The organism is Algoriphagus alkaliphilus (assembly GCF_900103735.1).
GTDB lineage: Bacteria > Bacteroidota > Bacteroidia > Cytophagales > Cyclobacteriaceae > Algoriphagus > Algoriphagus alkaliphilus.
The window spans coordinates 13,303-25,988 of the sequence record NZ_FMXE01000003.1; the positions used below are offsets into that span (position 1 = coordinate 13,303).

A 12,686-nucleotide genomic window follows, 5' to 3' on the forward strand; every position below is an offset into this window, starting at 1 on the left:
CTTTCCGATGTTAGGCTGTGCGCCTGTAAGCCGTCAAGGAGTGTCGAAGGCATCTGGAACGAATTCAAAGGTATTTCTACTTCTTGCCAAGGGGGCAAGCAGGCGTTCAATGTGACATTCGGGGTGAAAGAGACAGCTTTTTATTAAATTTTATTTTCCGGCTGGTTTTCTCAAAACCAGGAAAAAACAGTAAAGTGTCGCAGCAAGGATGAGTCCTTGAGTGACTATTGCTAAAATCAAAGCGGAGGTGTTCATATCAGTGTTCTTTTGCGATTTAACGTTGAATACCAAACTATGGCAGTAATTGTCAGAAAGAGAAATACCAGTTGAACTCGCGCTAAAGTCGAATAAAACATCTTTTTCTCAAAGAATTCCGCTTTTTCTGGATTTAAAAGGATTTGGGCTTGGATATCATCATGGGTAATTTTGGAAATCAGTGAACTGGAATCCAAGGAATAAAACTGTCCGTCCAATAAAGTGGCGATTGCACCTGACCAGTTATTTCCTTCGGGAGTAAACAATGCACCCACGAAAACCATCAAAAGCATCACTGGGGTTACATACTTGATAATCCATTTATAGACCATTGGGATTTGGATATCGGCACCTCTATTGAGCTCTGTCCAGCCTTTATCTATTCCAAAAACCCAGGCAAACAAAATGATTTCCAAAAGCGCAAATACCACTAAACTGACTGTTCCTGCCCAGTAGTCGTACTCATCGAAGTAGCCATACTGGTAAAATAAAACAGTCGGTAAACCCATCGCCAGTGCGATTAGTCCAAATGACACAGCACCTTTGACTTTGCCCCAGCCAAATTCATCCTTCATAAATCCCATCCATGGCGTACCCATTGCCAGTGAGGAGGTAATTCCTGCAAAGAACAATAAGCCAAACCAACATACCCCAGCAAAAGCACCAAAGACTGCTCCCCACTGCTGAAAGAGGTAAGGCATTGTCTGAAATGCCATCCCGAAGCCTGCATTTTCCAATACCCAATCTAAACCCAAAAATCCGGCAGCGATAGGTATCACAATCGCGCTACCTAGAAGCACTTCTACAAATTCATTGGTAAACCCTGCCGAAAGTGAATTGAGTGCGATGTCTTCATTTTCTTTGACATAGGATGCGTAGCATTGGATAGAACCCATACCGACGGATAAGGTAAAAAATATCTGTCCGGCTGCAGCCAGCCAAACTTTGGGGTCTGCCAAAGAGGTGTATTGAGGAGTCCAAAGGAAATTTATTCCGTCCCAAGCATTTGCATCAGGAAATTCCCCAGTTGCAAAATCTGCGCCCATGGTCCAGCCTTGGTAAGCCAAAATAATCCCGAAGATGATAAGCAGTGGCATTCCGATTTTTGCTACTTTTTCTATTCCCCCCAGTCCTGTGGAAAGGATGTAAACGTTCACTCCCAAAACCAAAATGTAGACGATCAAAGGAAGGAGAGGAATTCCCAAATTTGAACCGGTAAGGTTCACATACTGATCAAAGAATAGACTGACTTCTTCTTTTCCCATTCCTGTAAATGTCCCAAATACGGTGTGAAGTACATAAATGAAAGTCCAGGATTCGATGTAGGTGTAGTAGGCGACCACAGCGATATTGGTAAATATTCCAAAAACTCCGATGTATTTCCATATGGGTTTTTTACTCATCGAATCCAGAATATATGGCGTACTGTGATTGCCAAATTTACCCCCGTAGCGACCGATCGACCATTCTGTGAAAAGCAGTGGAATTCCCAACAGCAGAAAACAAATTAAGTACGGAATGATGAAAGCACCACCACCATTCTGAACGGCCTGAACAGGAAAACGGAGAAAATTCCCAAGCCCTACGGCATTGCCTGCCATCGCCAGAATCAGCCCAATGCGCGAACCCCAAGATTCATTTGTTACGCTCATAATAGAAGATTTTCAAAAGAAAGAAGGGCCCCTGAACCAGGGTGCCCTTTATTCTTAATTGCTTAACTGTTGATTAATAATTTGCGCCCAATTGGAAGCCAAAACAGTCTCACCGAGTAAATCGGAGAAATCTTCAGCAGAGTAAATAGGGAGATTGAGGGCAGGTTTGCCCGGGTTTTTGAATTGGATTTTAAGGAAAAGGTTTTCGAGAACTTTTCTTGAAGTTGAGGATTGTACAAGTTCCCGAAAAACTTCGTGTACAACTACCTTGCTCACTTCAGGCAGTGAAATGGCTATTTTCTCCTCGCTTTTTCCAAAATCACAATAAACAAGCGTTTGTTTCTGCGGATCAATACCAAGGATGTAGCGATTCCGCCAATCTTCTATCTTTTCCGGTTTTAGATTCAATCCGGAAATGAACTGATTGAATTTATCGTGAAATTCCTTTCTTTCCTTTTTGCTTTTCAGAGAATAATAAATGAAAATGGCGGATACAGCAGCTATAAATACACTTGCTATAACAAGTGTGGGAATATCAATATCGAACATGATTTTTTGGTAGATAAAATTTAAAATGTCTTTTAAGGCTTAAGTGCCGGATCAAAAAACACAGTCTACCACGTATAAAAGAAATAGAAAAAAGTGATTAATACGTCAAATAGTGGCCTTGACTTTTTAATAAAAGAAGGCGTATGAGTTTTAACTTTTAAGGAAAGCAGTTGGATGTGCCTATCAGAACTGATCAGATCAAAAAATCTCCATTCCGCTTTGAATCCCGGTACTTCAGGAATCTCACCCGAAGTGCGGATGATGAGTTCCGGGGATGACCACTCACTTAATATAGCGGTAGAAGATCCGTGATCAGCGTCTGATTGAATGTCGGGGGGAAAAGAAAAAACTGCAATTAACCCTAGTAGCCAAGAAAGGCTCAAGAGTAAGGCGATTTTCTGTTTTTTCATTTTATTGATTTCCAATTAACCTTCAAATGTAACAGATAAATAAGTGTTATTTCAAAGTGTAGTTCATCTATTTTTTCAGATTAAAAATTGATCCCTTTTCGATTCCCTGATTGAAGCTTAATTTTTTCCAAGGCGAGCTTTGGAAAAGGAGAGAAGTCAAAACTAGTTCGCCGTTGTTTACAAAAACTTCAACAGAACTTGCATCCAGAAATATCCTCAGGTCCTTTGCTTTCCAGCTCATCGGGGCAGAATGCATTGCAGCAAAGTCAGGATGAAAAGTACTCCTTCCTGCCTTAGACCTGTCAATAGAAACCAATCCCATTTCTTTGTTGATGCCGAGACTTTCTCCAAGTTCATTGGTAAGAGTTAATGAAAAACTGTCACTCCCATCAAGTGTTGCAACAATTTCCACTGCCTGTGAGGGCAATCCACTGCTCAAATCCACATCGATTTTTTCTCCCCGAAGCTTTTCCAATTCCTTAACAGGGGCAGATTTCAAAAGTAAGACCCCGTTTATGTCAATCAGGCTTAGCTCCCTGGCAATGGTCATGGCTGATCTCCAGGATTGCGTAGGAACTACCTGAGCATACAGCCAATTGCTCATCCAGCCGATGAAAAGTGTTCTTGGGTCCGATTTGGGAAGATTTGACCAGGTTACACCTGCGTAGTTATCCGGTCCGTAATCCAGCCACCGGATCATCGTGTCGTCAGGTGTGAATGTTCCATTTTCAAAGCTTCCGATGAAATATTGTGTTGCGGAGCCTTTTTGGGGTCCTCCGGGATTAATGCTGACAAGCAGGACCCATTTTTGGTCTCCGTTTGGCGCGGTGAAAGGGATCAAATCGGGACATTCCCATACGCCGCCATGTGCTCCGATCCCCTGTCCAAATTCACTCAGCAAACCCCAGTTTTTCAGGTCTGTTGAAGCAAAAAATTGAATCCGATCCTGCGCGGCCAAGGTCATCACCCATTGCTTAGTTCCGTCTGCTTGTGCTATTTCAGACACTTTGGGATCTCTAAAATCCCGAATCCCCTGATTTGGTAAGACCGGATTACCCTCATATTTGACCCAAGTTCTGCCTTTATCCGTCGAAAATGCTATGCCCTGACTTTGATAATCGCTTGCTCCGGATCTTTCTCCCTCCATATTATGATAGGTGTAAATGGCAACTATCGGCGGATTGTCCGTTGTACCTAATCCGGAAGTGTTTCCCTGATCATAGACTGCACTTCCTGAAAAAATATATCCCAAACTATCAGGGTAGATCGCAATCGGCAATTCCTCCCAATTGACTAGGTCAGTAGATATCGCATGCCCCCAATGCATTGGCCCCCATACGGTGCTATCTGGGTAATATTGGTAAAACAGATGATATTCACCATCCAGAAAAAACATACCGTTGGGATCATTCATCCATCCTTTGGCAGGAGTAAAGTGGTATTCAGGCCGAAATTCTTCTAATTGAGAAGGAGTGAAGTTCACCTCTGAATTGGATTGGCAGGAGAAAATAAGGATTAACAGTAGTGACAATGTGAGGTTTGAAATCGACCGAATCGGCATATTTTTTAATTTTAGTAAATAGGATGGGCTATTGGATCACAATTTAGTGCCAAATTCAACTTATATGACTTAGTTTTGTCCGAACTTTTTTTTAAAAAAATGAAAGGAATTATTCTGGCCGGAGGATCCGGTACCCGACTTTATCCATTGACCATTGCCGTGAGCAAACAGCTGATGCCGGTCTACGATAAGCCCATGATTTATTATCCGCTTTCTGTATTGATGATGGCCGGGATTCGTGAGATATTGATCATCACGACTCCGGAAGATTCCGACTCATTCCAGAGGTTGTTGGGGGATGGTTCGCAGGTAGGTTGCCGTTTTGAATATGCGATTCAGCCGAGTCCGGATGGACTAGCACAGGCTTTTATTATCGGAGAAAAATTTATCGGAAGTGATAAAGTTGCTCTGGTATTGGGGGATAATATTTTCTACGGTTCAGGTCTTCACAATACGCTTCAGGAAAACACCGATCCAGATGGAGGGGTTGTGTTTGCCTACCATGTAAATGATCCGGAGCGCTATGGCGTGGTCGAATTTGATGAAAATCAAAAGGCGATTTCAATTGAAGAAAAACCTGCTGATCCAAAGTCAAATTTCGCTGTTCCTGGACTTTATTTTTATGATAATCAAGTCGTTGAAATTGCAAAAAATATAAAACCAAGCCCACGCGGTGAACTTGAGATCACTGACATCAACAATGTGTACCTGAAGATGGGCAAACTCCAAGTCGCCATTCTTAACAGGGGAACGGCCTGGTTGGATACAGGAACGCACCAATCCCTGCTTCAGGCGGCGCAGTTTGTGGAAGTGATTGAAGAGCGACAAGGCTTGAAAATCGGCTGCATCGAAGAGATTGCCTACCGTAATGGATTTATTGGCAACGAGGAATTGCTCAAAGCAGCCGATAAATTAGGCAAAAGCGGGTATGGAGGTTATTTGAGGCGCTTAGTAAAATAGCTTTGTTCATAATCGTACAAAAGCCTGAGAATTTTCTCGGGCTTTTGTACGATTTTATGAGGGGAAATTCCATCAGTAAAAGTTTTCTCTGTTCTTACTTTTCAATCCTCGTAGAGTTTATGTTTTTTCAAAAAGTCGATGATATGTTTACCAGAAAGAGGTTTGGTGATGTAATCTAATACTTCTGGATAGGAAAATGCTTTGATACGATCATTTGAATCTATCGAGCTGGTAATAATTGATATTAAAAATAATTTTTTGATTTTAGGGTCTAGCTTAGTGAATTCATCTAAAAACTCCCAAGCATCCATAACTGGCATATTTATATCCAAAAGCAGTAAAATCTGCTCACCAGTGTCCTCGAATTCGTTATTTGAGACTTTTTCGCAAATCTCATCCATGGCCTTTTGGCCATTTTCAAAAATTGAAATGGTCCTATCAAAATCAATATTTCTTAGAATTTTACTGGCCACCATTCTCACAATAGCATCATCATCAACCAAGTAAACTTCCTTTATTTTAAATGAACTCATTTTCTTCTCCAAGTCTTCAAAAATTATATATCAAAATTAATAAATATGTGTATCCGCACTGATGCACGTGGACTAGATTTGGGGTATTTTGTATGCGGATACACGTCCACAGACAACTGTCAACAGTCCACAGCACATTCAATTGGAACTTAATTCTACCTTTATTTGGGTACGTGCAGCTAACCGAATACACATATTAATAAATAATAGGACAAAGATAATTTCATTTAATTTTAATTTGATTTTGCATTGATAGTATTAAAAACATCTTTATAAAAAGATATAGTTAAAAAGTTGACTCTAGATGTTTTGACTGTAATTTAAAAACACTTTGCCTTAAAAATCACATAATCTTTTTCCTCTTGAACCAAAGGAAAATCACCAAAGAAATCCCAATCATTACAATCCAAGTCAAATAATAGCCATTTGCCCATTGTAGTTCTGGCATATTGTCAAAGTTCATTCCATAAACACCTACTATAAAAGTCAGGGGTAGGAAAAAAGCCGAAAAGACAGTCAAAAGCTTCATTACCTCATTACTTTTTTGGGTAGTGAGGTTGAGGTGTGTATTTAAAATTGAAGTACCATCTTCAATTACCTCATCAAAATGAAGAATAAGATTGATACAGGTTTCTTTTAGATCCTGCAAAGCAGAATAATGGGCTTCTTTGACTTGAATTTGATTTAATACAACCTGAGTCAGTTGCAGGATTTTTTTACTGATTCGCGCTTTTGATTTCTGATAATAAAGTGCCTGAACAGAAATTTTCCCATGCTTACCCAAGAATATTTCTTTTTCATAATCATCCATTTTATCACTTAACCAATCCAAAGGAGCTTGAAATGTGAGTAACATTTGTTGAAAAATAGCGAGCATCAATTGTTCCGGATCCTGAAATTCATCCTCATAGAGATTTTCAAGAAATCCAAACGGCTTTTGGTGAATGGTGATCAATCGTCTTTCATTCATCACAAATGCGATCTTATTGGTTAGCTTGGTGACTGTGGCGTAATTATGGCTGGGTTCTACAGAATAAGCTCTGATGATGACAAAGGTAGTCCCATCCTGTTTTTCAATTTTAGGCAAATGGCCTGTCTGAAGTGAATCTTCAAGCAGCTTTAGTTCAAGATGAAAAGGTTCGGTAACTTCAATCAGTTCGTTTTTCTTAGGTTTTTGAAGGTCTAACCATTCAAAGCTGCTGTAATTTTTGATAAATCGGCTCATAAGGATTAGATTTCTGGGATTAAGTTTTGAGTTATACCTTTTTTAAATTAAGTAAAAAATCAACCTGATTATAGAATTGTAATTGTTACCTCATGATCTGTTCTAAACTTAGGCGAAGTATTTCTGCCATATTTTTACACTCCAGAAAATCCGGGTTTTTGTAATGCTTTGAAAGTTCTTCGCGCAACTGCTCCACATTAAAGAAAGGAGCGATATGATCATGTTCCATGGCCCGAAGCACGTCTTCGATTTCTTTGTGAGAGGACTTGAATCTTGTCGCAATTAGTGCGCGCTCCTCGCGTTGATACTGCCGCATTGATTCGGGAGTGATGTATTTCATCCCAAGTTCGATGAGGATGTTATTTTCTTTAAAATATTGAGGCAGGTAAATGGATTTTTTGCCTTCATAGGACTGTTGGTCAAAATCAATCGCACGAATCCGATAATGGGTTTCCTCAAAGTCAGGGGTGACATCCACTACAAAATTGGAGCTGTGCATGTCTCCCAAAAGCCGCACAAAGCAGCGCTCATTGAATTTAACAAACTCCTTGGCTAACCGAATGGGATTGAGGTTAGGATCATCGTTAAGCTGACGCATGAATTTATCCCCGGGAATCCCCGCAATATGCTCCTCGATCAGCGTGTCTCGATGTACTAGGTAGCTGATGCGATTGGGGGAAAGTAAATCCTCCAATTCAAGTCCATAAACCCGGGAGGCATCGGCATTTTTGATGTAGAAGTAGTCAAAATTATCGTTGATCCGGTTTACAATCCGTACCCGGAAAGGTTGGGTATTGCCATAGATACATAGGTCTATTCGATCTACATAAAGGTGATTCATTACGCTCATGTCGCCTCCGGCTTTCAGCAAAGCATAGATTTTTTTGACATTCAAGTGAATCTCTTCCCGGTCACTCTGATCATAAAAAACTGTTTCCCAAAGCGTATCCTGATCTTTGGAATCATACAGCGCAATGGAATTGGTGTACCGCAACAGCTCATGGTAATGGATAGGAATGTCCACCTCGCGGGCATACTTCACCAAGTAGCGCCTTAGTCCGGTGCTGATTTGATAAATCTGCTTTTTTCTGCTGATCAAAGCCATCGCTTAGAGTTCTACCTTCTGACTTTTTTTCAGGTTACGATCAAAAATGAAAGGGCCGAAGGGGAGGACTGAGGCAATAAGCGCAAAGAAGGTTCTGCCAAATTCCCATTTTAAGCTGGTAGCGGTAGGAAATACAACATAGATGTAAATCACAAACAAAAGTCCATGAATCCATCCTACATAAGTGACTGCCATAGGCTCATCAAACATATACTTTAAGGGCATAGCGATGAATAGTAGTATTAAAAAAGAAATTCCTTCGATTAGGCTGATCCATTTAAATCGTTTCGCCCATTTGGTTTGTTCGGTGTTCATTATCTTCTTGGAGTGAGATTGAAAAGGGCTTGAAGTGCCGTCCAAAGCTTCTTTTTGAGTGCTTTGTCTTCAGAGATACTACTCAGCGAGTCCGCAAAAAGATATTCTGTTTCATTCTCAGAATAAACTTCATAGGAGTGTGCCGGGACGGCATTGATAGGGTGTTTGATTCGGCCAAATTTTAAAACAATATGCGCATTCAAAGACAGGAAATCTTCCATGCTGCGATCTTCCAATACTTCTGAAGATACCATACCGACTTCCGTCATAGAATGACCGACTGCATTGATCATATTGACCAGCATTCCCAATACTTCAGTAGAAAGCTCGCTTTCCTCGTGCAATATCAATACCCCTTTTGAAAAATTTCCTTTTACCTGAATGGGTTCAATAATCGATTCAGACGATTCTACTTCTTTAGCAGCTACTGTTCTTCCTTCTAATTGTGCCAAAATTGCTTCTTGATCCTCTGGAATCAAATAGAGATCTTCTGTAATCAGTGACTGGAGTTCTGCGATAGTGTCATTTACCATGGGAGGAATTTGGGTAAAAAATGCCGATTGGCAAAGTATAGAACGGATTAATAAAAAGAGGTTCCAGGAAAGTTAATCTCATCAAGTCAGAATTAACGAACAATACCAATTACCTTTTTTTCCTCACATTTTTTATTTCACATCCAAATTGAATATGGATCTCAATTCAACGGCATCCTCAGGCTTCATCCGCTTAGCTAAAACCAGACGAAGTTGCCTTCTTCTCAGCGCACCGTCAAAAAGGTCTTTTTCCTCATCCGATTCCGGCAGAACTTCGGGTACCTCAATAGGTCTCCCATTTTGATCTACTGCCACAAAGGTGAAAAACGCACGGTGGGTCATGATTTTTTTTCTGGCAGGGATATCCTCTGCTGTCACCTCAATAAAAACCTCCATGGATGAATTGAAAGCCCGAGTCACTTGAGACCTTAGGGTTACCACATTCCCAAGATTGATGGGTTGTTTAAATGAAATGCTATCTGCTGAAGCAGTTACTACGATACGGTTGGAATGTTTTTGAGCGGCGATGGCTGCCACTACATCCATCCAGTGCATCAGTCTGCCGCCCATGAGGTTGTTCAGTGTATTGGTATCGTTAGGAAGGACCATTTCGGTCATGATGACCATAGATTCCTTTGCAGTCTTTTGCTTTGTCATAAAATAGGATTTAAGCAAAAATAGAAATAAAATTTTGTCTCCCTAAATCAAAAATCGTATTTCAGAATTTTATACTGTATCGCTGGTGTGGGAATTGGAAATCGTTGATAAATTTTCAGTGAAATCTCTACCCACTATTTCCATCCTTCTTTTCCCAAGAGTGGAACAAATGCAAATCCGTCGAATTCCTCGCGTATGACTTCTTTCGCGGATTTTTTGGTGATTTTCACCATGGCTTGTCTTTTTCGATCGCCTACCGGAATGACTAAAATCCCACCCACTTTCAATTGTTGGATCAATGCTTCGGGGATAACGGGCGCACCGGCAGTGACAATGATTTTATCATATGGTGCATGCTGTGGCAGTCCGGCAGTACCGTCTCCATAGAATAAATGAAGATCGATGCCCAGACGTTTGAGAAATTGCTGAGTTCCCTCAAAAAGCTTCTTCTGATATTCTATGGTGTAAACTTCAGCGCCTAAAAGATGCAGAATTGTTCCTTGATACCCTGATCCTGTGCCGATTTCTAAAATTTTATCACCCTGTTTGACATCCAAAAGCTCAGTTTGAAAAGCGACTGTATAGGGCTGGGAAATTGTTTGGCCTTCACCGATTGGAAAGGCCTTGTCTTCATATGCATGAGAAATCAGGGCCGAATCAAAGAAAAAGTGACGAGGCAGATTATTAATAGCGTCCAAAACCCGCTCGCTTTTGATACCCTTAGTACGAAGCTCGGCTACAAGTGCACGACGTTTTCCTTTGTGAAGGTAAGTATCTTCAAGTTTTAGCATGATGGGTGGTTTGGGTTTTCGAAGATAAATGAATATTTGCCTTACTTTGAACCTCGGATGGCATTTATTGCTTATCCTTTTGATCTTTCGAAGTTTAATTTTCAATCATGTTTACAGGCATAATCGAGTCTTTTGGTACAATAGAAAAAATCACCCAAGAAGGGAGCAATTTTCATTTTGACCTCAGTTCGCCTATCAGTCAAGAACTCAAAATCGACCAATCACTAGCCCATGATGGGGTATGTTTGACAGTAGTCAATGTAAGTCCAGATACCTATCGGGTTACCGCAATTGATGAGACGATCAGTAAAACCAACTTGTCCGGCTGGAGAGTAGGGAAGAAGGTTAACCTAGAGCGGTGCATGCCAGCAAGCGGTCGATTTGATGGGCATATCGTCCAAGGTCACGTAGATCAAACGGGAATCGTCAAAAGCATAGTTGATCAAGACGGGTCTTGGGTTTTTGATTTTGAATTTGATCAAACCACCGGAAACGTTACAGTCGAGAAAGGATCAATCACCATTAACGGAACCAGCCTGACTTGCTTTAATTCCGGATCCGGAAAATTTTCTGTAGCGATCATACCTTACACCTATGAGCATACCAGTTTTCATCAGCTACAAGTTGGGGATTTGGTCAATCTTGAATTTGACATTGTGGGGAAATATATCGCTCGTATGATCAAAGGATACACCTAAGATAGGTGTCTGATTTACAGTGCTTTTTTATCTTGTTGATAATCTATTGATTAATAAGCTAGCACCTTATTTAGGATATTGTTTTTCCAAAAGATACAGATATGGCTGAAGGGCATGATGCTTGAATACCTTTTCCTTTTCATCAGGATAAAGAAGAGAAAATCACGGGGAAAGCTGTGCCATGCATGGATTTACCGTGGCAAGAACAATCATTAGAATGATGAATTTTTTAATTTTCATAGTGCTAAAATGAATTGGTTTTTTGAAAATCACACCTCTTAAAAAACTACAAAAAGATTTATTGGTTTGATCCCAATGTTTTATTCGCAGGATCTTTTACAAGGCGAAAACCTACATTGGAAGTGCCGGAATCATAGGCTGTACCCTGTCTTGCAGAAGGCCGATAATTTACACAATAGTTGGCAGCACAAAGAAATGAGCCTCCCTTCATTACTCTTTCCATAGCAAAGGGATTGTCCGGATTATAGCAAGGATTCATTCCCGCATCCAATTTGGGTGCCTGTCCGGCAAGCCGTGCATATTTTAGAAAATCATACCAATCGGAGGTTAACTCCCATACATTGCCGATCATATCATAAAGACCAAATGAATTGGGAGAAAATGAACCAACTGGAGCTGAACCCATAAATCCATCTAAGCCATCATTTTTATGCGGGAAAACTCCCTGAAAGGTATTTGCCAAATATTGACCATTTGGTGTAAGTTCATCACCCCAGGCAAATCGCTTTCCATTTACCCCGCCTCTTGCAGCAAATTCCCACTCAAATTCAGTGGGCAGTCTTTTTCCAATCCACTTGGCATAGGCCTCTGCATCTTCGAAGGCAATGTGTACCACCGGATGATTTTCTTTCCCTATGATGGAACTCTCAGGACCTTCGGGATGCTTCCAACTCGCTCCGTTTACCCATTGCCACCATAGGGAAATGTCATTAGTCGGTACGGCATAGGGGGGAGGAGTGAAAACCATGGATCCAGCTACCAAAATGGATTCTTCTGGCTTTGGGGTGCCGGGAGGTAGCTGCTTTTTAAGTTCTTCCCATTCCGGTTTGCGTTCCGCCAATGTGAGGTACCCAGTAGCTTCTACAAATTTTGAATAGTCAGCATTAGTCACTTCGTAAGCATCCATCCAAAATCCCTGCACTTCAACTTGTACCGCCGGTTTTTCTGCTGGATAAGCGTCTGCATCGTTGGTTCCCATGGTAAACTTCCCGCCAGGAATCCAAACCATATCCGGTTCTTTTTGAGTAGGTTGTGGATCTGAAAAAATAACTGGAGCGGGTGCCAGAGCATTTTCCGCTGTGTTTTTTTTTGGAGAATCGCAGGAAAAAGCAGGTAATACTAAAACAAGCGCAGAAATTGGCAGCAAATGAAATGCGGGTGTTTTCATTTTACCAAGGTAATTGAAAAAGTTTTTTGTAACC

General features: G+C 40.9%; 14 protein-coding genes. 2 read left to right on the forward strand and 12 right to left on the reverse strand.

Annotated elements, in window-relative coordinates; all coding sequences use genetic code 11:
• Positions 1–251: 251 nt before the first annotated feature.
• From BLQ81_RS01590 to BLQ81_RS01605, 4 genes are all read right to left on the reverse strand, one after another.
• Entirely contained in the window at positions 252–1,907 is a 1,656-nt protein-coding gene (locus BLQ81_RS01590; RefSeq protein ID WP_092728210.1) for a sodium-dependent transporter, read from the reverse strand.
• Between the two features lie 54 nt (positions 1,908–1,961).
• Positions 1,962–2,456 (reverse strand): hypothetical protein, encoded by a 495-nt coding sequence (locus BLQ81_RS01595; RefSeq protein ID WP_092728211.1) that lies wholly within the window; start codon positions 2,454–2,456, stop codon positions 1,962–1,964.
• A gap of 65 nt (positions 2,457–2,521) precedes the next feature.
• Complete coding sequence (locus tag BLQ81_RS01600) at positions 2,522–2,866, reverse strand: hypothetical protein (protein WP_092728212.1); 345 nt, start codon at positions 2,864–2,866, stop codon at positions 2,522–2,524.
• A 67-nt stretch (positions 2,867–2,933) separates the two neighbouring features.
• Positions 2,934–4,397 (reverse strand): glycoside hydrolase family 32 protein, encoded by a 1,464-nt coding sequence (locus BLQ81_RS01605; protein ID WP_245693128.1) that lies wholly within the window; start codon positions 4,395–4,397, stop codon positions 2,934–2,936.
• 129 nt (positions 4,398–4,526) lie between these two features.
• On the opposite strand from BLQ81_RS01605, the gene rfbA reads away from it, so the two are divergent.
• Positions 4,527–5,387 carry a glucose-1-phosphate thymidylyltransferase RfbA gene (gene rfbA, locus BLQ81_RS01610; RefSeq protein WP_092728389.1) on the forward strand — a complete coding sequence of 287 codons (861 nt, stop codon included), beginning with the start codon at positions 4,527–4,529 and terminating at the stop codon, positions 5,385–5,387.
• Between the two features lie 101 nt (positions 5,388–5,488).
• On the opposite strand, the gene BLQ81_RS01615 is transcribed toward rfbA, so the two are convergent.
• The 7 genes from BLQ81_RS01615 to BLQ81_RS01645 all read right to left on the reverse strand — a co-directional run bounded on the left by BLQ81_RS01615 (position 5,489) and on the right by BLQ81_RS01645 (position 10,546).
• Positions 5,489–5,920, reverse strand: a complete 432-nt coding sequence (locus BLQ81_RS01615; protein WP_092728214.1) for a response regulator — start codon at positions 5,918–5,920, stop codon at positions 5,489–5,491.
• A gap of 343 nt (positions 5,921–6,263) precedes the next feature.
• Positions 6,264–7,145, reverse strand: coding sequence for a CorA family divalent cation transporter (locus tag BLQ81_RS01620; RefSeq protein ID WP_092728215.1), 882 nt, complete (start codon positions 7,143–7,145; stop codon positions 6,264–6,266).
• An 85-nt stretch (positions 7,146–7,230) separates the two neighbouring features.
• Entirely contained in the window at positions 7,231–8,250 is a 1,020-nt protein-coding gene (locus BLQ81_RS01625; RefSeq protein ID WP_092728216.1) for a hypothetical protein, read from the reverse strand.
• Positions 8,251–8,253: 3 nt separating this feature from the next.
• Positions 8,254–8,565, reverse strand: coding sequence for a DUF3817 domain-containing protein (locus BLQ81_RS01630; RefSeq protein ID WP_092728217.1), 312 nt, complete (start codon positions 8,563–8,565; stop codon positions 8,254–8,256).
• Entirely contained in the window at positions 8,565–9,098 is a 534-nt protein-coding gene (locus tag BLQ81_RS01635) for a hypothetical protein (RefSeq protein WP_092728218.1), read from the reverse strand. Before BLQ81_RS01635 ends, BLQ81_RS01630 begins: the two co-directional genes overlap by 1 nt.
• 132 nt (positions 9,099–9,230) lie before the next feature.
• Positions 9,231–9,755 (reverse strand): acyl-CoA thioesterase, encoded by a 525-nt coding sequence (locus BLQ81_RS01640; RefSeq protein WP_092728219.1) that lies wholly within the window; start codon positions 9,753–9,755, stop codon positions 9,231–9,233.
• Between the two features lie 134 nt (positions 9,756–9,889).
• Entirely contained in the window at positions 9,890–10,546 is a 657-nt protein-coding gene (locus BLQ81_RS01645; RefSeq protein ID WP_092728220.1) for a protein-L-isoaspartate(D-aspartate) O-methyltransferase, read from the reverse strand.
• A gap of 107 nt (positions 10,547–10,653) precedes the next feature.
• Here BLQ81_RS01645 and BLQ81_RS01650 point away from each other — a divergent pair, with 107 nt between their 5' ends.
• Complete coding sequence (locus tag BLQ81_RS01650; RefSeq protein WP_092728221.1) at positions 10,654–11,244, forward strand: riboflavin synthase; 591 nt, start codon at positions 10,654–10,656, stop codon at positions 11,242–11,244.
• Positions 11,245–11,542: 298 nt separating this feature from the next.
• Here BLQ81_RS01650 and BLQ81_RS01655 read toward each other — a convergent pair whose 3' ends face one another.
• Positions 11,543–12,652 carry a formylglycine-generating enzyme family protein gene (locus BLQ81_RS01655; protein ID WP_092728222.1) on the reverse strand — a complete coding sequence of 370 codons (1,110 nt, stop codon included), beginning with the start codon at positions 12,650–12,652 and terminating at the stop codon, positions 11,543–11,545.
• Positions 12,653–12,686: the final 34 nt, after the last annotated feature.

Excerpts from the sequence above, each read along its gene's own strand:
- BLQ81_RS01600 (WP_092728212.1), bottom strand. The coding sequence starts at position 2,866 with ATGAAAAAACAGAAAATCGCCTTACTCTTGAGCCTTTCTTGGCTACTA.
- BLQ81_RS01590 (WP_092728210.1), bottom strand. The coding sequence starts at position 1,907 with ATGAGCGTAACAAATGAATCTTGGGGTTCGCGCATTGGGCTGATTCTG.
- BLQ81_RS01625 (WP_092728216.1), bottom strand. The coding sequence starts at position 8,250 with ATGGCTTTGATCAGCAGAAAAAAGCAGATTTATCAAATCAGCACCGGA.
- BLQ81_RS01650 (WP_092728221.1), top strand. The coding sequence starts at position 10,654 with ATGTTTACAGGCATAATCGAGTCTTTTGGTACAATAGAAAAAATCACC.
- BLQ81_RS01655 (WP_092728222.1), bottom strand. The coding sequence starts at position 12,652 with ATGAAAACACCCGCATTTCATTTGCTGCCAATTTCTGCGCTTGTTTTA.
- BLQ81_RS01645 (WP_092728220.1), bottom strand. The coding sequence starts at position 10,546 with ATGCTAAAACTTGAAGATACTTACCTTCACAAAGGAAAACGTCGTGCA.
- BLQ81_RS01630 (WP_092728217.1), bottom strand. The coding sequence starts at position 8,565 with ATGAACACCGAACAAACCAAATGGGCGAAACGATTTAAATGGATCAGC.
- BLQ81_RS01615 (WP_092728214.1), bottom strand. The coding sequence starts at position 5,920 with ATGAGTTCATTTAAAATAAAGGAAGTTTACTTGGTTGATGATGATGCT.
- BLQ81_RS01635 (WP_092728218.1), bottom strand. The coding sequence starts at position 9,098 with ATGGTAAATGACACTATCGCAGAACTCCAGTCACTGATTACAGAAGAT.
- BLQ81_RS01640 (WP_092728219.1), bottom strand. The coding sequence starts at position 9,755 with ATGACAAAGCAAAAGACTGCAAAGGAATCTATGGTCATCATGACCGAA.
- BLQ81_RS01620 (WP_092728215.1), bottom strand. The coding sequence starts at position 7,145 with ATGAGCCGATTTATCAAAAATTACAGCAGCTTTGAATGGTTAGACCTT.
- rfbA (WP_092728389.1), top strand. The coding sequence starts at position 4,527 with ATGAAAGGAATTATTCTGGCCGGAGGATCCGGTACCCGACTTTATCCA.
- BLQ81_RS01595 (WP_092728211.1), bottom strand. The coding sequence starts at position 2,456 with ATGTTCGATATTGATATTCCCACACTTGTTATAGCAAGTGTATTTATA.